Raw genomic sequence first — 19352 nt, 5'->3', positions numbered from 1 at the left:
AGTTTCAGCCGCCCCGCCCCGACAAGCTTGGCCGCAGCAGCCTGCCATGCCACAATTTGCCATCCCAATTGCACCGAGCACCGCCATGTCCCTGCAGTATCACCTGATTCCGGTTACCCCTTTTGCCCAGAACTGCAGCGTGCTGTGGTGCGATGTCAGCCGCGAAGCCGCCATTGTCGATGCCGGTGGCGATATCGACCGCATCCGTGGCTGGGTCGTGCAACAAGGCCTGAGCGTCACCAAGCTGCTGCTGACCCACGGCCATATCGACCATGCCGGTGGTGCCGGTGAGCTGGCCGCGCAGCTGGGCGTAGAGATTGAGGGCCCGGAACAAAGCGAAAGCTTCTGGCTGGACCAGCTGCCCAATCAGGGCCGCATGTTCGGCTTTCCCTCCAGCCCGGCGCTCACCCCTGAGCGCTGGCTGAACGAGGGCGATACGGTCAGCATCGGCCAGGAAACGCTGCAGGTGATTCACTGCCCGGGCCATACGCCCGGCCATGTGGTGTTCTACAGCGCCGCCGCCGGGGTGCTGGTAGCCGGAGACGTGCTGTTTCAGGGTTCCATCGGTCGTACCGACTTCCCGATGGGCAATCACCAGCAGCTGATTGATGCCATCCAGCAAAAGCTGTTCCTGTTGCCGGACGACACCGTGGTGATTCCCGGCCACGGTCCGCTCACCACCATTGGCGACGAAAAGCGCCACAATCCCTTTGTGGCCGACGCCCGCTTCCGCTGATGTCGCCCGCCTTTGAACTGGCGGTGCTGGCGCTGGTACGGCAGATACCCGCTGGCCGGGTCAGCAGCTATGGCGTGCTGGCGGCACAGGCCGGTTTCCCGCGCCATGCCCGCCATGTCGGCAAATTGCTGGGCAGCCTGCCCGACGGCCACGGCCTGCCCTGGCACCGGGTAGTAAACAGCGCTGGCCGCTTGTCCCGCCCCGGCACCGAGCAAGCCGACTGGCAGCGCGTGCTGCTGGAGCAGGAAGGCATCGAGTTTTCCGCCAGCGGCAGCATCAGCCTGTTGCGTTATGGCTGGCCGGATAGCGCCTACTTGCCAGCCAATGTCCGCTGATGGTGACATTTGCTGCATATTGTCCAACAGCACTACAGCCCGTTTGCATCATGTTGCTGAAATGTTACGTCGCTTGAACTGAAACTTTTCAATGTAGAGAGTTGTGCGCTACCCTGCGCGCCCCCGTATGGCCTGACCTGCGGGTTTTACATAAAAAAAGTTCACTTAGGCGGAAAAAATGAAAGCTCGCAAACTGCTGCTGGCCCTGTCTCTGATCAGCGGCTCCACCCTGGCGCATGCCGACAACTGGTCTTTTGCCAATGTCAGTGCCAACTACCTCGACTGGTCGTCGCGCACCACCGCGCAAAGCGGCAAGAAAGACTTTGGCTATCTGGAGGCCGAAGGCGGCATGGGTGGCAACTGGGGGGATGTCTATGGCTTCTTCGACCTGGAAAACCCGGGCAAGAGTGGTGATGGCCTGAACGGCTACGACCGCCGCTACACCACCAAGGCCATTGGCCGCTTCAACCTGACCCAGCTTGGCAACGTACCGGTACAGCTGTATGCCCACATCTACGACACCCGTGGCAACAACTTCTTCAGCCAGAACCGCGTGCTGGGCCTGAGCACCGAACTGAAGTACGGCGACCTGACCATCAAGCCTTTCATTGGCGCGCACAACGAGCTGGACTCCTTCGGCATCGGCTCCGGCTATAACGGCTGGATGGCCGGCTACGTGCTGCTGTACCCGTTCAGCGCCTTCGGTCAGTCCTTCCTGGTGACCCAGTGGCATGAAACCGAATTCGCCCGCAAGCACGAATTTGTGGCCAATTACAAGCACAACACCGGCGAAAACGGTGCCATCGCGCTGTGGTGGAATGTGAACAAGCGCTTTACCACCGGCGTGCAATACCGCTATGCCGACCAGAAGCTGGGCTCGGCCGAGTACCAGAACGCCGTGATCTACAGCGCCAAGTACAATTTCTGATCTGTCCGCGCACACATGCAAAACGCCTCCATCCGGAGGCGCCAGGCTGCTGACTATGTAATTTGGTGCGATGACACAGGACCCGGCAAAGCCCGGCCTTTCGACTAAAAGACTGATTCCGCAGCCTTCCGTCTATTCCCTATCCCCCCGCCCTTTCCCGGAAAGGGAGCCTCGCTTTCCTTCCGGAAAGCGAGAGAGGGATTTAATGTAAATCGGGCTTACTTGCTCTTGTTGGCCTGACGATACAGCTGGATCAGGCGGCGGGTGGAGCTGTCGTGTTCCGCCGTTTTCAGCTTGCCGGTTAGCTCGCCGTGGATGGTCTTGGCCAGTTGCTTGCCCAGTTCCACCCCCCACTGGTCGAAACTGTTGATGCCCCAGATCACCCCTTGTACAAAAATCTTGTGCTCGTAAGCGGCAATCAGCGAGCCCAGATTGCGCGGGTCGAGGAAGCTCATCAGCAAGGTATTGGTAGGCCGGTTGCCGGCAAATACCTTGTGCGGTACCAGCGTTTCCAGCGCGTCGCCCTTCATGCCCTGTGCGGCCAGTTCTTCACGCACTTCCTCGGCGGTCTTGCCACGCATGAAGGCCTCGGCCTGGGCAAACACGTTGGCCAGCAAAATTTCATGGTGACCGGGCAGGCTGCCACGGCTTTCCAGCGAGGCAATCAGATCGATCGGCGAAATATGCGTGCCCTGATGCAGTAACTGGAAGAAGGCGTGCTGGCCGTTGATGCCGGTTTCGCCCCAGATGATGGGCGCTGTTTCGAAGTTGACCGGGTTGCCATTGATCTGGGTCTGCTTGCCGTTGGACTCCATATCCAGCTGCTGGATAAAAGCCGGCAGGCGATGCAGATACTGGTCGTACGGCGCAATCACATGGCTGCCGCCGCCAAAGTAGTTGATGTACCAGATGCCGATCATCGCCAGCAGCACCGGCATGTTCTGCTCGAACGGTGCATTGCGGAAATGCTGGTCCATGATGTGCGCGCCGTTGAGCAGCTCGGTGAAGTTTTCCTCACCCAGATACAGCATGATGGGCAGGCCGATGGCCGACCACAGGCTGTAGCGGCCACCTACCCAGTCCCAGAATTCAAACATGTTTGACGGGTCGATGCCGAAATCTGCCACGGCTTTCTGGTTGGTGGACACGGCAACAAAGTGCTTGGCCACCGCTTTTTCGTCACGGGCGCGCTGCAGGAACCAGTCACGCGCAGTCAGCGCATTGGTGAGGGTTTCCTGGGTGGTAAAGGTTTTGGATTCCACCACAAACAAGGTGGTTTCCGAATGCACCTTCTTCAGGGTTTCCTTCAGCTGGGCACCGTCCACATTGGACACAAAGTGCATGTTCATGCGCGGGTGACCAAACGGGCGCAGCGCGCTGCACACCATCAGCGGGCCCAGGTCCGAGCCGCCAATGCCGATGTTGACGATGTCGGTGATGGGCTGGTTGGTATAACCCAGCCATTCGCCGGAGCGCACGGCGTGGGCAAACTTGCCCATGCGTTCCAGCACGGAATTCACCTTGGGCATCACGTCTTCGCCATCAACAAAAATAGGCGAATTGGTGCGGTTGCGCAGGGCCACATGCAGCACGGCGCGGTTTTCCGTGCTGTTGATCTTTTCCCCCTTGAACATGGCCTTGATGCGTTCCGGCAGCCCGGCTTCGCGCGCCAGCTGCATCAGGCCCTTCAGGGTTTCGTCGGTGATGCGGTTTTTGGAGTAATCGAGGAACAAGCCGCCCACTTCCAGGCCATAACGTTCGGCCCGCTCCGGGTCGCTCTGGAACAGCTCACGCATGTGCAGCTGCTTGGCATCGGCAAAGTGGTCCCACAGGGTTTGCCAGGCGGGAAGTTGGGTCAGTTCGCTCATGATGATTAATCCTCTTCTGTCCGTTCGGCCAGTCTCTTTGCTTTGAGACTGTGCTTGGTTTTTTCTAGTTGTCCGATTACACCTGGGCCACGGCGCAAGGCCACGCCCACAGCCAGCACGTCGATGAGCACCAGGTGGATGATGCGGGAAATCATCGGGCTGTAGGTTTCATTGTCTTCCTGAGTGTCCGCCATCAGGGCGATGGTGGCGGCACGGGCCAAGGGCGAGCCACTGGCGGTAATGGCTACCACGGTGGCACCGGAGGCAGTGGCTTCTTCCACCGCGTCCAGCAGCTCGCGCGAGCGGCCGGAGCTGGAAATGGCCACCAGTACATCGTCGGCATTCAGTACCGAGGCCGCCATCATCTGAATGTGGGTGTCGGCATAGGCCACGGTGGAAATGCCGAAGCGGAAGAACTTGTGCTGGGCATCGGCGGCGGTGATGCCGGAGTTGCCCAAGCCGTAAAATTCCACCCGCCGCGCACGGGAAATGGCCTCGATGGCTGCTTCGATGGCCTGCGGGTTGACGTCGTTACGGCTTTTGAGCAGGGCGGTGACGGTGTTGTCGAACACCTTGGCCACGATTTCCGAAGTCGGGTCTTCCGGGCGGACGCTGGAGTGCACATAAGGCACGCCAGTTACCAGGCTGCCGGCCAGTTTCAGCTTGAAATCGGGCAGGCCGGAGCAGCCCATGGAGCGGCAGAAGCGGATCACCGTGGGCTGGCTGACGCCAGCATTGCGGGCGATATCCGCCACCGCAGCCTGCATCATGGTATAGGGCTGCTCCAGCACCAGTTCGGCCACCTTGCGTTCGGCCGAAGACAGGGCTTCTAGCTGAGACTTGATTCTTTCCAGCATGGGTCAGTGCTCCAGGTGCGCCGCCAGCGCTGCCGACGCGCCGATCAGCGCAGGGTAACGGCTGTTGATGACAAACACCGGAATTCCCGCCAGATAAGCAGAAAAACGGCCCTTGTCTTCGAAGCGCGGGCGGAATGGCGACGTTTTGAAGTAGTCGATCAAACGTGGAACGATACCACCGCCAAGGTATACCCCGCCACGGGCGCCGAGCGTGAGCGCCAGATTGGCCGCCGCCGTACCCAGCATGGCGCAGAAGGCATCCAGCGTTTCGCGGCAGCGCGGACAGTCACCCGACAGGCCGCGCGCGGTGATGTCGGCGGCGGACAAGTCCTGCTCAGGCTCGCCAGCCAGGGCTGCCAGCGCATGGTAAATCAACACCAGGCCGGGGCCGGACAGCAGCCGCTCGGCAGACACATGGCCGTGACGGTCACGCGCATAGCGCCAGATAGCCGCCTCGCGCTCATCAAACGGGGCAAAGCTGACATGGCCACCCTCACCCGCCAGCGGCATATAGCCACCGGGATAAGGCATCAGCGCAGACACGCCCAGGCCGGTGCCAGGGCCGATCAAGGCCAACGGGCTGCCGCTGACCGCCTCGCCACCACCCACTTGCACCAGCTCCTTGCGTGGCAGCTGCGGCAGCGACAAGGCCAGCGCGGTGAAATCGTTGATGACAATCAGCGAAGTCAGCCCCAGCGCCTGCCGGGTGGCTTCGATGGAAAACGCCCAGTGGTGATTGGTCATCTGCACCCAGTCGCCGGTCACCGGGTTGGCAATGCCGATGGCGGCATGGGCCACCGCATGGCTGCCCACCTCGGCCAGATAGCTGCGCATGGCGGCTTCCAGCGTAGGGTGACTGGCACAGGGCAGGACGATGATGTCCTCCAGCACGCCAGGGCCGGTTTCCAGCGCAAAGCGGGCATTGGTGCCACCAATGTCGGCCAGCAAGCGCGGCCAGGTATTAGGCAGTCCAGTAGACATCGATGGGGCACTCCGTCTGCAACAGGAAATGGCTGATGGGCAGGCTGTTGTTGATGCCTTGTACGGCCTGATCGAACACCTGACGTTTGCCCGCGCCCTGAATGGACAGGATGAGGCTGTCGCATGCCAGCAGGGCAGCCTTGCTCATGCTGAAGCGCAAATGCGGCGCGGTGAGCGGCTGCACCGCCAGCAAGGGCAGGCTGCGGCCCATGTCCAGCCCATCCGCCAGGGCCGTCGCGCCGGGAAACAGCGAGGCGGTGTGGCCGTCTTCACCCATGCCCAATACGGCAACAGTCGGGCGTTGGTAGGCGGCGTTGGCAGCGGCCAGTTCGGCTAGCTCATCACTGGCATCACCCACCAGCGGCAGGAAACGGGCGGCAGCGGCGGCATCCTGCAGCAAATGCTCGCGCACCAGCGCGGCATTGCTGTCCGGGTGATCTGCCGGGACGAAGCGTTCGTCCACCAGCGTGATCAGCACACGCGACCAGTCCAGCGGCTGGCTGCGCAGCGCGTGAAAGAAGGGAACCGGCGATTTGCCACCGGAAACGGCCAGTACTGCATGTCCATCACGGCGGATGGCAACGGACAGCCGTTGTGCCACAGTTGCCGCCAGTGCGGCGGCAGCGGCCGGTGCATCAGAAAATTCAAACCACTGCATGCATGTCATCCTCACCTGGCACCCGCCATTGTCAGTGCATCACAACGGGTGATTGCCGCTCGTGCTGGCCGGCTTGTTATGAATTGTCCGGCCCGCGCCGCCGCACTGGCGACCCGGACGGGTCAGCTTGGTCAGCTTTCTTCGTGCCAGCTGATGCCGTCACGGCTGAGCAACGCGCTGGAAGCCGCCGGGCCCCAGGTGCCTGCGGTGTATTGCTTGGGCGGGGTATTGCTGCTGTTCTGCCAGCATTCCATGATGGGCATCACCCAGCGCCAGGCTTCCACCAGCTCGTCACGGCGCATGAACAAGGCCAGCTTGCCGCGAATCACATCCAGCAGCAGGCGCTCGTAGGCATCGGCACGGCGCACTTTGAAGGCCTTGTAGAAGTCCAGGTCCAGATAGGCCGGTTGCAAACGCATGGTGTCGCCCGGCTCCTTGGCCAGGAAGTACAGACGGATGCTTTCTTCCGGCTGCAGCTGGATCACCAGCCGGTTGGCGGTGTGGCTGCCGCTCAAGGGGCCGGAGAACAACTGGTGCGGCACGTCGCGGAAGTTGATGACGATTTCTGCCAGCCGCTCCTGCATGCGCTTGCCAGTACGCAGGAAGAAAGGCACGCCAGCCCAGCGCCAGTTGTCGATTTCCGCCTTGATGGCGACAAAGGTCTCGGTCTGGCTGTCGGCCGGAATGCCTTGCTCTTGCAAGTAGCCCACCACCGGCTGACCGGCCACCGCACCGGCCTTGTACTGGCCGCGCACGGTCTTGTTGGCTACGTCATGCTCGCTGAACGGGCGCAATGCCTTTAGCACTTTGAGCTTTTCGTCGCGCACCGCGTCGGCTTCCATATTGGCCGGCGGTTCCATCGCTACAATACACAGCAGCTGCAGCAGATGGTTCTGCACCATATCGCGCAGCGCGCCGGTACCATCGTAGAAGTCACCACGGGTACCCACGCCCAGGTCTTCGGCAATGGTGATCTGTACATCGTGAATCCACTCGCGCCGCCACAGCGGCTCGAACAGCGCATTGGCAAAGCGGATGGCCATCAGGTTCTGCACCGACTCCTTGCCCAGGTAGTGGTCGATACGGTACAGCTGTTCTTCCTTGAAGAAGTGGGCCACGGCATCGTTGATTTCGTTGGACGAATCCAGATCGATGCCCAGCGGCTTCTCCAGCACCACGCGCACATTGGGGCGGTTAAGTCCCACGGCAGCCAGGTTTTCGCAAATGCCGGCAAACAGATTGGGTGCGGTGGCCAGATAACACACTACCACCCGTTCCGGATGCTGGCCGACGGCTTCGGCCAGTGCCGGATAGTGGGCGGCTTCACCGGCATCCACCTGCAGGTAATCAATACGCGTACGAAAGGATTCCCACGCCGCCGCATCGAAATGTTCCTTGATATGCTGGCGGGCGTTTTTTTCCACCAGCGCCAGGTAATCGTCGCGGCTCATCGCCTTGCGACCCAGCGCCAGCAAGCGGCCTTGCTGATTGAGCAGGCTGGCTGCATGGGCCTGATACAGGGAAGGCAACAGCTTGCGCATTACCAGGTCGCCGGTGCCACCGAACAGCACCATATCGAAGGCCGGGGTGGCCGTGCTACGGTTATCCATGATGATCTTCCGTCTTGTGCATTTGCAATGTAGTTATATTACCACCCGATTTTGTCATGTCCATGCGTGCGGCCAGGACAATCCGCAGAAAGCAACACCTGTCCAATCGGGCATAAAATAATGAAATCCTTTACTGGAGAGACTTTCATGCCAATCACCTCCAATATGTCACGATCAGCCAACGGCTGAATTCTTGCAATTTAAGTGTAGTAAAACTACCATTTACCCATATTCATCACGGGAACTGCCATGGCCCTGCACCCGGTACTACACACCGTTACCCAGCGCATCATAGATCGCAGCCGCGCCAAGCGCGCCGCTTATCTGGATCACCTTCATGCTGCTGCCCAGCAGGGCAAGGTGGAGCGCGCCCAGCTGTCCTGCACCAACCAGGCTCACGCCTTTGCGGCGATGCCGGACAATATCAAGATTCACCTGAAAGAAGCGCACCGCCCCAATCTGGCCATCGTGTCCGCCTACAACGACATGCTGTCCGCTCACCAGCCGCTGGAAGCCTACCCGGCCTGGATCAAGGAAGAAGCCCTCAAGGCTGGTGCCACTGCCCAGTTTGCCGGCGGCGTACCCGCCATGTGCGACGGCGTGACCCAGGGCCAGCCGGGCATGGAGCTCTCTTTGTTCTCGCGCGACGTGATTGCCATGAGCACCGCCGTGGCGCTGTCGCACCAGATGTTCGACGCCAGCCTGTACCTGGGCGTGTGTGACAAGATCGTCCCCGGCCTGCTGATTGGTGCGCTGACCTTTGGCCATCTGCCAGCGGTATTTGTACCCGCCGGACCGATGACCACCGGCATTGCCAACGACGACAAGGCGAAGGTGCGCCAGTTGTTCGCCGAAGGCAAGGTGGGAAGGGACGTGCTGCTGGATTCCGAGTGTCAGTCCTACCACGGCCCCGGCACCTGTACCTTCTACGGCACGGCCAACTCCAACCAGATGATGATGGAAATCATGGGCCTGCATCTGCCGGGTACCGCCTTCGTCAATCCGGGTACCCCGCTGCGCGAGGCACTGACCCGCGCTGCGGCCCGTCAGGCTGCGCATATTGCCGCCCAGGGCGACAATTTCACCCCGGTTGGCCGCATGATTGATGAGAAATCCATCGTCAACGCCATTATCGGCCTGCTGGCCACCGGCGGCTCCACCAACCATACCCTGCATCTGGTGGCCATTGCCCGCGCCGCTGGCATCGATATCAACTGGGATGATTTCGACGAGCTGTCGGCCATCATCCCGTCGCTGACCCGCGTTTACCCCAACGGCAAGGCCGACGTAAACCATTTCCACGCCGCTGGCGGCATGGGCTTTGTCATCCGCGAGCTGCTGGCTGCCGGTCTGCTGCATGAAGACGTGAACACCATCGTTGGCCGTGGCCTGTCGGCTTATGCCAACGAACCCTGGCTGGACAATGGCGCGCTGAAATGGCGTCCGGCTCCGGCCGTAAGCGGCGACGACAGCGTGCTGCGCACCGTGGCCGACCCGTTTAGCGCCGATGGCGGCCTGCGCGTGGTATCCGGCAATCTGGGCCGCGCCGTGATCAAGGTGTCCGCCGTCAAGCCGGAACACCGCATCGTGGAAGCACCGGCCATTGTATTCAACGATCAGAACGACATGCTGGCTGCCTTCAAGCGCGGCGAGCTGGAACGCGACTTTGTCGCCGTCATCCGCTTCCAGGGCCCGCGCGCCAATGGCATGCCGGAACTGCACAAGCTGACTCCGGCCCTGTCCATCCTGCAAGAACGCGGCTTTGCCGTGGCTCTGGTAACCGATGGCCGCATGTCCGGCGCATCCGGCAAAGTGCCGGCCGCCATCCACGTCTCGCCGGAGGCAGTATTGGGCGGTAGTATCGGCAAGGTTCGCGCTGGCGACATCGTGAAACTGGACGCGGTGGCTGGCACGCTGGAAGTCAAAGTGCCGGCAGCAGAATGGGCGGCACGTGAGCTGGCCAGCACCGACCTTACACACAATCAATTTGGCGTGGGACGTGAATTGTTCGCGGTATTCCGCGAATCCGCCGACGCTGCGGAAGCTGGTGCCATGAGCTTCCATCACCCGCTGTGGAGAAACTGATATGGACGCTTTGACCCTGTTGCGCCAGGGACCGGTAGTACCGGTCATCGTGGTAAATGACGCCGCTGTGGCGGTAGACCTGGCGCGCGCGCTGGTAGATGGTGGCATCCGCGTGTTGGAAGTCACCCTGCGCACCAAGGCGGCCCTGGCTGCCATGCGCCGCATGCGTGATGAAGTGCCTGGCGCCATCGTGGGTGCCGGTACACTGCGCAACCGCGCCCAGCTGGAAGCCGCGCTGGACGCTGGCGCCCAGTTTGGTGTCAGCCCCGGCCTGACCCCGGAGCTGGCCTCGGCAGCCCGTAATGCCAACCTCACCCTGCTGCCCGGCGTAGCCACCGCATCGGAAGCCATGCGCGCGCAGGACGAAGGTTTTGACATCCTCAAGCTGTTTCCGGCTGAAGCCGTGGGCGGCATCAAGCTGCTCAAATCGCTGGCCGGCCCGCTGCCGGACCTGCGCTTCTGCCCCACCGGCGGTATTGATCTGGCCAAGGCCAAGGACTACCTGGCCCTGCAAAACGTACTGGCCGTTGGCGGCAGCTGGCTGACCCCGGAAGACGCCATCGCCAACCGCGACTGGGCACGCATCACCGAACTGGCCAAACAAGCCAGTGCGCTGGCGCAATAAGCCCTCGGTTGCCCTGACAAAGCCCGCCATGTGCGGGCTTTTTTGTTGCAGCGCACACCGTACGGCAATGGCACAGCCCAGCTAATCTGCACTACCATCAAGCCTTCATTTTTCGATACAGCCGCTCATGAAACTGTTTCTGGCCGAAGATGATGCCGTACTGGCCGATGCCCTGCTCACCCGGCTGAGCCAGTTGGGCTTTGAAGTCAGCCATTGCGACAATGGCCTGGACGCCCAGCAACTACTGCTGGCAGAGCACTTCGATGCAGTAATCCTGGACATCGGCCTGCCCGGCCAGGACGGCCTGAAAGTGTTGCGCAATGTGCGCGTGCACCGGCCTGCCCTGCCCATTCTGCTGCTGACCGCACTGGACAGTATGGAAGACCGCGTGGCCGGACTGGATGCCGGTGCCGATGACTATCTGGTCAAACCCTTTGAGTTTCCCGAGCTGGAAGCCCGCATCCGCGCCCTGTTGCGCCGTCACCGCGCTAACGACCAGCCACGTGACGCGCTACACTTCGGCCCCTTGCGCCTGGACCGTAGCGCCCAGCGCGCCTGGGCCGGCGCGCAGCCGCTGGACCTGTCCGCCCGCGAACTGGAACTGCTGTTCATCCTGATGAGCCAGGCGGAAAAAGTGCTGACCAAGGAGCAGATTTCCAGCGAACTCTCCGGTCAGGGCGAGGAAATCGGCAGCAATGCGGTGGAAGTGTATGTGCACCGCCTGCGCAAAAAGCTGGATGGCAGCGGGGCCGGCATCCGTGCGGTGCGCGGGCTGGGTTATCTGCTAACGCTGGCTGACTATGGCTGAGCCCGCCGCTTCTCGCCCGCGCCAGCTGTCGCTGCGCCGCCAGTTGCTGCTGTGGTTGCTATTGCCGCAGCTGGTATTGTGGCTGGCTGCCGCCATGCTGGCGCATGCCATGGCAGTGCGCTACACCAATGAAGTCATCGACCAGACGCTGGCGCAAACCTCGCGGGCGCTGGCGCGGCAGGTCAAACCGTTTGGCAATGGTTTTTATGTCGACTTCCCCCGTGCCGCACGCGAAATCCTGGAAGAAGACCCCAGCGACCGGGTGTATTACATGGTCAGTTCGCCACCAGCCGCATTTTTACTGGGCGAACCGGCCATGCCGCGCCCGCCAGGCAATCTGCTGGCCAAGGCCGGTAACAGCTACTTCTACAACGCCAGCATGAAGGGGCAGGACGTGCGGGTAGCGGCGCTGTACCTGCAGGCTGGCAGCCCCGAGCAACCGCAGCTGATGCTGGTGCAAGTGGCCAAAAGCCGCGCCTTGAGTACCGAACTCACCCGCAAGATCCTGCTGGACATGGGCTTGCCACTGCTGGGGCTGATGCTGCTCACCAGCCTGTTGGTCTGGGCCGGCATCAGCCGTGGCCTGTCGCCACTGCGCCGCCTGCGCCGGGTGGTGGAAAACCGCTCGCCACGCGACATGGCCCCCATTGAAGTCAATAACGCCCCCTCCGAAGTGCGTACTCTTACCGCCGCCATCAACAGCCTGCTGGAAGAGGTCAACAAACAGGTTGACCAGCAGCGACGCTTTATCGGCGATGCCGCGCATCAATTACGCACGCCGCTGGCTGGGCTGAAATCGCAAACCGAGCTGGTAAAGGCCGAACTACAAGGCCAGACGCCGGACATCCCGCGCGCCTGCCGCCAACTGGAACAAGTGGAAACCAGCGTGGCGCGCTCCATCCACCTGGTGAACCAGCTGCTGGCGCTGGCGCGGGCAGAACCAGAAAGCGGCCTGCAACGCAGCGTGCTGGACCTGAACCAGCTGACGCGCGAAGTCACCGCCGAGGCCGTACCGCGCGCGCTGGCGCGTGGCCTGGACCTGGGCCTGGACAGTGGCGACGAGAAAATGCCGGTACTAGGCCATGCTGGCCTGCTGCGCGAGCTGCTGGCCAATCTGCTGGACAATGCCATCCAGTACACCCCGGCCGGGGGCGAAATCACCGTCGAACTGCATCGCCAGCACAAGCAGCTGCGCCTAGCCGTGCGTGATAATGGCCCCGGCATTGCGGCTGCCGAACGTGACAAGGTGTTTCAGCGCTTTTACCGGGTTGACCACCAGCCCGGCGGCAGGGGGTGCGGCCTGGGGCTGGCCATCGTGCAGGAGATTGCCCGTCGCCATCACACCCGGGTGGAACTGAGCGACAACATCCCCCATGGCCTGTGCGCCAGCCTGTTATTCAAACCAGAAGACGGCATGGAAAAACCAGAAAAGTAGTGTAGTTGACACACTACGCCACACCATTTTGCTGCACAGCAGCAGCAGCGTACCGCCTTGTCAGACTTGATAAATTCCAAATGTCATGATGCATTGCATCTGGTTTTTTGTCATTTTCTTACAGCAATAATGATCAAACCTTACACAAAACTTACAATCTGCCGCTATAGTTCTTGCACATCCCATCCCGGCCATTAACCGGAAGCCAAGGGATGAAACATAAAAATCGAAATGCAACGCTACAAAACGGAGACAAGAGAATGAAACGCAAGCAACTGAGCGCCGCCCTGCTGGCCGCTGCCCTGCTGCCGGCCAGCGTATTTGCCGGTGAAGTGGAAGTACTGCACTGGTGGACTTCCGGTGGCGAGGCCAAGTCCGTGGCCGAACTCAAGAAAATGATGACCGCCAAGGGTGATACCTGGAAAGACTTCGCCGTGGCCGGTGGTGGTGGCGACAATGCCATGACCGCACTGAAAACCCGCGTGGTATCCGGCAACCCGCCGACCGCCGCCCAGATCAAGGGCCCGGCCATCCAGGAATGGGGTGCCGAAGGCGTGCTGGCCAATATTGATGCCGTGGCCAAGGCCGAAGGCTGGGACAAGCAGCTGCCGCCGGTCGTCAGCCAGGTAATGAAGTACAAAGGCCAGTACGTAGCCGCCCCGGTGAATGTACACCGCGTGAACTGGCTGTGGGTGAACCCGGATGCCTTCAAGAAGGCCGGAGCCAAGGTGCCGACCACCTGGCCGGAATTCTTTGACGCTGCCGAAAAGCTGAAAAAAGCCGGTATCCAGCCGATTGCCCACGGCGGTCAACCGTGGCAGGACGCCACCCTGTTTGAATCGGTGGCGCTCGGCGTAGGTGGCCCGGCCTATTACAAGAAGGCCTTCGTGCAGCTGGATCAGGCCACGCTGGCTGGCCCCACCACCCTGAAAGTGTTTGAAACCCTGCAAAAAGTGAAGGGTTATATCGACAAGGGCGCAGCAGGCCGTGACTGGAACCTGGCCACCGCCATGGTGATCAACGGCAAGGCTGGCATGCAGTTCATGGGTGACTGGGCCAAGGGTGAATTCACTGCCGCTGGCAAAAAGCCGGGCAAGGACTTCCTGTGCGTAGCCGCACCGGGCACGGCGGGCAGCTTCACCTTCAACATCGACAGCCTGGCCATGTTCAAGCAGAAGGACCCGGCCGCGCAGAAGGCCCAGGCCGACCTGGCCGAAACCGTGATGAGCAAGAACTTCCAGGAAGTGTTCAACCTGAACAAGGGCTCCATCCCGGCCCGCCTGGACACGCCGATGGACAAGTTTGACGACTGTGCCAAGAAGTCCAAGGCCGACCTGACCGCCGCCTCCAAGAGCGGTGGCCTGGTGCCCAGCTTTGCCCACAAGATGGCCATGGCATCGGCCACCGAAGGTGCAATGGACGACGTGATTTCGCAGTTCATGAACTCCTCCATGAGCCCGAAAACCGCCACCGAACGCCTGGCCAAGGCTGGCAAGGTACGTTAAGCGAGCAGCAACATACCCCGGGCTGACCGCCCGGTGGCGCTGTGCCGTGGACAACTGCCAGCAGCCCGCCTGCCTGGTGGTTGTCTGTCCCACTCCGAAGCAAACCATGCATGCCGTCTCGTTCCATGTCGCTACAGCGGCCATGGACGGTTACTGCTGCGCGCCTGCGCCAGCACGCCACGGTTGCATGAAGGATTGATCATGTCCTCATCCCGATCACAAGCCAGCCTGTCCGCGCTGGCAGACCGCTGGCTACCCAAGCTGGTGCTGTCGCCCACCTTGCTGATCAGCCTGGTGTTTGTTTACGGCTTTATCGCCTGGACCGGCTGGTTGTCGCTGACCGAGTCGCGCCTGCTGCCGCAGATGGATTTTGCCGGGCTGATCCAGTATCAGGCCCTGTTCGAGAATGACCGCTGGTGGACTGCCGTGGCCAATCTGGGCATTTTCGGCGGCCTGTTCATCGGCTGCACGCTGGCGGTCGGCCTGTTCCTGGCGGTATTGCTGGATCAGAAAATCCGCGCCGAAGGCACACTGCGCACCATTTACCTGTACCCGATGGCGCTGTCCTTCATCGTGACCGGCACCGCCTGGAAATGGATGCTCAACCCCGACATGGGCCTGCAAAAAGTCATCAATGACTGGGGCTTTCCCAACTTTACCTTCGACTGGCTGGTGGACCCGGACAAGGCCATTTACACCGTGGTGATTGCCGGGGTGTGGCAGTCGTCCGGCTTTGTGATGGCGCTGTTTTTGGCCGGTCTGCGTGGCATCGACGACTCCATCATCAAGGCTGCCCAGGTGGATGGGGCCAGCCTGCCGGTCATCTACTGGCGCATCATCATCCCCAGCCTGCGCCCGGTGTTTTTCAGCGTATTGCTGATTCTGTCGCACATTGCCATCAAGAGCTTCGACCTGGTAATGGCACTGACCGGTGGCGGCCCCGGCACGGCCTCGGACGTACCGGCCATCTTCATGTACCAGTTTGCCTTTACCCGTGGCCAGCTGGGCCTGGGGGCGGCCTCGGCCATGATGATGCTGATGACCATCGTCGCCGTACTGGTGCCGCTGATGTATATGGAAACAAGGAGCGCCAAACGTGGCTAAACACCTCACTCCCGGCCGCATCGTGCTGTATGCCGCACTGGTGCTGATGGCCATTTACTACCTGCTGCCCTTGTACGTGATGCTGTCCACCTCGGTGAAAACCCTGGATGACATCCGTGGTGGCAACCTGATCGCCCTGCCGCAATCCATCACCTTTGATGCCTGGAGCAAGGCCTGGTCCAGCGCCTGTACCGGCGTGGAATGTGGCGGCATGAAAGGCTTTTTCTGGAACTCGGTGAAGATGGCGGTGCCGTCGGTGCTGATTTCCACCCTGATTGGTGCGGTCAACGGCTATGTGGTGTCGATGTGGCGCTTCCGTGGCTCGGACGTGCTGTTCACCCTGCTGCTGGTGGGCTGTTTCATTCCCTTCCAAGTGGTGCTGTTGCCGATGGCGCGCCTGTTGGGCGAGCTGGGCATTGCCAATACCACCAGCGGGCTGATCCTGGTGCACGTGATTTACGGCCTGGCCTTTACCACGCTGTTCTTCCGTAACTTCTTCGTCACCATCCCGGACGAGCTGGTAAAGGCCGCGCGCATTGACGGTGCCGGTTTCTGGACCATCTTTTTCCGCATCCTGCTGCCCATTTCCGGCCCCATTTTCATGGTGTGCGTGATCTGGCAGTTCACTCAGATCTGGAATGACTTCCTGTTCGGCGTGGTGTTTGCCTCCGGCGAATCACAGCCCATTACCGTGGCGCTGAACAATCTGGTGAACACCTCTACCGGGGTGAAGGAATACAACGTGGACATGGCAGCGGCCATCATTGCCGCCCTGCCCACCCTGTTCGTTTACATGGTTGCCGGCCGCTACTTTGTGCGTGGCCTGACAGCCGGTGCTGTGAAAGGTTGAACGATGGCTGCTCTCTCCATCAATAATGTTTGCAAGACTTACGCCAACGGCACCGACGTGCTCAAGGGCATCGACATCGCCATCGAGGACGGTCAGTTCCTGATTCTGGTGGGCCCTTCCGGCTGCGGCAAATCCACGCTGCTCAACATGATTGCCGGGCTGGATGACATTTCCAGCGGCGATATCGAAATTGGCGGCAAACGGGTGAACGACCTGTCGCCCAAGGACCGCGACATTGCCATGGTGTTCCAGAGCTATGCGCTCTACCCGTCGATGAGCGTGCGCAAGAACATCAGCTTCGGCCTGGAAATCCGCAAGATGCCGCAAGGCGAAATCGACGCCACCGTCGAACGCGTGGCACAGATGCTGCAAATGACTCACCTCTTGGACCGCAAGCCCTCGCAGCTGTCCGGCGGTCAGCGTCAGCGCGTGGCCATGGGCCGAGCCTTGGCGCGCAACCCGTCCATCTTCCTGTTTGACGAGCCACTGTCCAATCTGGACGCCAAGCTGCGGGTGGAAATGCGCACCGAAATCAAGCTGATGCACCAGCGGCTGAAATCCACCATTGTGTACGTCACCCACGACCAGATCGAAGCCATGACGCTGGGCGACCGCATTGCGGTGATGAAGGACGGCATCGTGCAGCAGTTTGGCAGCCCGCAGGACATCTACGACAACCCGGCCAACCTGTTTGTCGCCAGCTTCATCGGCTCGCCGTCGATGAACTTCATCCCGGCGCAGGTGGTGGAATCCGCCGGGGTGCTGGGGGTGAAAATCTGCGACGACCAGGGTTGCGTCATCCTGCCGCTGCCGCATGCCCAGGACAAAATGCAGCCGTGGCTGGGCCGCGAAGTCATCTTCGGCATCCGCCCGGAGCAAATCACCGACGCCCGCACCGCCTACCGCGAAGGGCTGCCGGTGATGGCCTGCCATATCGACGTGATCGAACCCACCGGGCCGGACACCCTGGTATTTGTCTCGCTCAACAACACCAAGGTATGCTGCCGTACCCACCCGACAGAAGCCAAACTGCCGGGCCACAGCATGGAACTGGTGTTCGACGTCTCCAAAGCCGTGCTGTTTGACCCCACCACAGAACAACGGATTGCCTGATGAGTCCTTTGCACGCAACACAACTGGCCCCCGGAGGGCCAGTTTTTTCTCCGGTAGCCGCCGGCCTGTGGCGGCTGCACGACTGGGGCTTTACCACCAGCCAACTAGCCGCCTGGGTGGAGCACGCCATCAGCCTCGGCATCACCACTTTTGACCATGCCGATCTGTACGGCGGCTTTCGCTGCGAGGCGCTGTTCGGCCAGTGGCTGAAGGCTAACCCTGGCCAGCGCGAGCATATCCAGCTGGTGAGCAAATGCGGCATCAAGCCGGCAGATGCCAGCCGTGGCTGGCAGGTAAAGCATTACGACAGCAGCCGCGCCCACATCCTGGCTTCGGTGGATGCTTCCTTGCAGAACCTGGGTACGGACTATCTGGACTTGCTGCTGATTCACCGCCCGGACCCGCTACTGGACCCGGACGAAGTGGCAGACACCTTTGCCAGCCTCAAGCAAAGTGGCAAGGTGCGGCATTTTGGTGTATCCAACTTCAGCCCCAGTCAGTTTGCCTTGCTCTCATCGCGCACTGCCTTGCTCACCAATCAGGTGGAAGCCTCGCTGCTGCATACCGCGCCGCTGTTCGACGGCAGCTTCGACCAATGCCTGCAGGCCGGCATCCGCCCCATGGTGTGGTCGCCACTGGCTGGTGGGCGGCTGCTGCAGGCCGAAGCCGCGCCACTGCTGCATGCCACCTTGCTGCGCATTGCCGCCGAACTGGCTGTCAGCCCGGCCACGGTTGCGCTGGCCTGGCTGTTGCACCATCCGGCGCGTCCCATTCCCATTACCGGCTCGCGCCAGCTCGCCTCACTGCAGGCTGCGGCGGCGGCCTGCCAGCTGCAACTGGAGCGCCAGCACTGGTTTGCCTTGCTAGAAGCGGCACAAGGTTGTCCCCTTGCCTGAACGCTGATTACCTGTCGGTATTTTTAACTTTTTTTCTGCCCCACTTCACCTAAGCTCAATAAGCAGGACAATGACAAAGGGGATAAGACATGCAAGTGGCGGATATTTTCGAGCAGGCATCGGGGCGACTGCCTATGGTGCCCAAGGTAGTGCAGGAACTGATAGAGAGCTTTCACAAGACCGATATCAATATCGATGAAATCAGCAATAAAGTTGGCCATGACCAGGTACTGACCGCACGCGTGCTGCGCCTGGCCAATACCGCCCGCTTTGGCGGCAGTCGTCGCGTGGGTTCGCTGGATGATGCCGTGATACTGCTGGGCTTTGATAATCTGCGCATTCTGGTGATTGCCTCCGGCATTACCGGTGCCACGGCAGGCATACCCGGCTTTGACATGAAAAGCTTTTGGCAACGCAGCTTTGCCATGGCCAATACCGCCAAGCGGCTATCCCGGCTGGCCAAACTGGACGCACAGCTAGGGTATACCTGCGGCCTGCTGTCGAATATCGGCGAGCTGGTGCTGCATGTCGCCCTGCCGGAACAAGCAGTGCAGATCGACAAAATCGTGGCGGGCGGGGCCGACCGGGTGGCCACCGAGCGCATGCTGCTGGGGGTGGACCTGACCGAGGTAGGAGCCGAGCTGGCACGGCGCTGGAACTTCCCCGACGACATCCAGCAAGCCATCCGCGATCAGCACGATCTGCTGGGTGATGTATCGCGCTTTGCCATCGTGATTGGTCTGTCGGCTTATCTGGTGGCAGGCTTCAACCATGATATGAACGAAAGCGATATGCTCACCACCCTGCCCTGGAGTGTGGTGGATAAACTGGGTATCGAGCGTGATGCACTGACCGGTGCGATCAGCGATCTGAAAGAAGCCTGCAACGGCATTGACGACATGTTCTGATTTACCGGAGAAACGACAAAAAAAGGCTGCCCACAGGCAGCCTTTTCAGA

The 19352-nt window shown here is 61.0% G+C and carries 18 protein-coding genes; 13 read left to right on the top strand and 5 right to left on the bottom strand.

From position 1 onward, the window contains the following. The first annotated feature begins 85 nt into the window (after positions 1-85). From ACODR9_RS05210 to ACODR9_RS05200, 3 genes are all read left to right on the top strand, one after another. Positions 86-736, top strand: coding sequence for an MBL fold metallo-hydrolase (locus tag ACODR9_RS05210; RefSeq protein WP_488808170.1), 651 nt, complete (start codon positions 86-88; stop codon positions 734-736). Then, on the top strand, positions 736-1071 hold the full coding sequence (locus tag ACODR9_RS05205; protein ID WP_488807997.1) for an MGMT family protein: 336 nt from the start codon (positions 736-738) through the stop codon (positions 1069-1071). Before ACODR9_RS05210 ends, ACODR9_RS05205 begins: the two co-directional genes overlap by 1 nt. Before the next feature lie 178 nt (positions 1072-1249). Next, positions 1250-1999, top strand: coding sequence for an outer membrane protein OmpK (locus tag ACODR9_RS05200; protein ID WP_488807995.1), 750 nt, complete (start codon positions 1250-1252; stop codon positions 1997-1999). A 218-nt stretch (positions 2000-2217) separates the two neighbouring features. Here ACODR9_RS05200 and pgi read toward each other — a convergent pair whose 3' ends face one another. From pgi to zwf, 5 genes are all read right to left on the bottom strand, one after another. Then, on the bottom strand, positions 2218-3867 hold the full coding sequence (pgi, locus tag ACODR9_RS05195) for a glucose-6-phosphate isomerase (protein WP_488807994.1): 1650 nt from the start codon (positions 3865-3867) through the stop codon (positions 2218-2220). A 5-nt stretch (positions 3868-3872) separates the two neighbouring features. Beyond that, positions 3873-4724: a transcriptional regulator HexR gene (gene hexR, locus ACODR9_RS05190; protein WP_103523703.1), complete on the bottom strand. Its 852-nt coding sequence runs from the start codon at positions 4722-4724 to the stop codon at positions 3873-3875. Between the two features lie 3 nt (positions 4725-4727). Beyond that, the gene (locus ACODR9_RS05185; RefSeq protein ID WP_488807992.1) at positions 4728-5705 is read right to left on the bottom strand and encodes a glucokinase; all 978 of its coding nucleotides are present in this window, start codon (positions 5703-5705) and stop codon (positions 4728-4730) included. Next, positions 5686-6363 (bottom strand): 6-phosphogluconolactonase, encoded by a 678-nt coding sequence (gene pgl, locus ACODR9_RS05180; RefSeq protein ID WP_488807991.1) that lies wholly within the window; start codon positions 6361-6363, stop codon positions 5686-5688. The genes ACODR9_RS05185 and pgl overlap by 20 nt, the downstream gene beginning before the upstream one ends. 131 nt (positions 6364-6494) lie before the next feature. Then, entirely contained in the window at positions 6495-7973 is a 1479-nt protein-coding gene (gene zwf, locus ACODR9_RS05175; protein WP_488807990.1) for a glucose-6-phosphate dehydrogenase, read from the bottom strand. A gap of 249 nt (positions 7974-8222) precedes the next feature. Between zwf and edd the strand changes: the two genes are divergently transcribed. The 10 genes from edd to ACODR9_RS05125 all read left to right on the top strand — a co-directional run bounded on the left by edd (position 8223) and on the right by ACODR9_RS05125 (position 19302). Beyond that, complete coding sequence (gene edd, locus ACODR9_RS05170; RefSeq protein WP_488807989.1) at positions 8223-10058, top strand: phosphogluconate dehydratase; 1836 nt, start codon at positions 8223-8225, stop codon at positions 10056-10058. A gap of 1 nt (position 10059) precedes the next feature. Then, the gene (locus ACODR9_RS05165; protein ID WP_089082976.1) at positions 10060-10683 is read left to right on the top strand and encodes a bifunctional 4-hydroxy-2-oxoglutarate aldolase/2-dehydro-3-deoxy-phosphogluconate aldolase; all 624 of its coding nucleotides are present in this window, start codon (positions 10060-10062) and stop codon (positions 10681-10683) included. A gap of 127 nt (positions 10684-10810) precedes the next feature. Beyond that, positions 10811-11491, top strand: a complete 681-nt coding sequence (locus tag ACODR9_RS05160; protein ID WP_488807987.1) for a response regulator transcription factor — start codon at positions 10811-10813, stop codon at positions 11489-11491. Next, positions 11484-12926: a sensor histidine kinase gene (locus tag ACODR9_RS05155; RefSeq protein WP_488807986.1), complete on the top strand. Its 1443-nt coding sequence runs from the start codon at positions 11484-11486 to the stop codon at positions 12924-12926. The genes ACODR9_RS05160 and ACODR9_RS05155 overlap by 8 nt, the downstream gene beginning before the upstream one ends. Positions 12927-13186: 260 nt before the next feature. Continuing rightward, a complete protein-coding gene (locus ACODR9_RS05150) occupies positions 13187-14431 on the top strand; it encodes an ABC transporter substrate-binding protein (RefSeq protein ID WP_488807985.1) in 1245 nt (414 codons plus the stop codon). A gap of 201 nt (positions 14432-14632) precedes the next feature. Beyond that, positions 14633-15535 (top strand): carbohydrate ABC transporter permease, encoded by a 903-nt coding sequence (locus tag ACODR9_RS05145; RefSeq protein WP_488807984.1) that lies wholly within the window; start codon positions 14633-14635, stop codon positions 15533-15535. Further along, on the top strand, positions 15528-16385 hold the full coding sequence (locus tag ACODR9_RS05140) for a carbohydrate ABC transporter permease (RefSeq protein WP_488807983.1): 858 nt from the start codon (positions 15528-15530) through the stop codon (positions 16383-16385). The genes ACODR9_RS05145 and ACODR9_RS05140 overlap by 8 nt, the downstream gene beginning before the upstream one ends. A 3-nt stretch (positions 16386-16388) precedes the next feature. Next, the gene (locus ACODR9_RS05135; protein ID WP_488807981.1) at positions 16389-17498 is read left to right on the top strand and encodes an ABC transporter ATP-binding protein; all 1110 of its coding nucleotides are present in this window, start codon (positions 16389-16391) and stop codon (positions 17496-17498) included. Then, positions 17498-18394, top strand: a complete 897-nt coding sequence (locus ACODR9_RS05130) for an aldo/keto reductase (protein WP_488807980.1) — start codon at positions 17498-17500, stop codon at positions 18392-18394. Before ACODR9_RS05135 ends, ACODR9_RS05130 begins: the two co-directional genes overlap by 1 nt. An 89-nt stretch (positions 18395-18483) precedes the next feature. Further along, positions 18484-19302 carry an HDOD domain-containing protein gene (locus tag ACODR9_RS05125; protein ID WP_488807979.1) on the top strand — a complete coding sequence of 273 codons (819 nt, stop codon included), beginning with the start codon at positions 18484-18486 and terminating at the stop codon, positions 19300-19302. Positions 19303-19352: the final 50 nt, after the last annotated feature.

The organism is Aquitalea sp. FG25 (genome assembly GCF_057809375.1).
The sequence above is the reverse complement of the archived record's forward strand: the minus strand, read 5'-3'. Positions and strand labels throughout refer to the sequence as shown.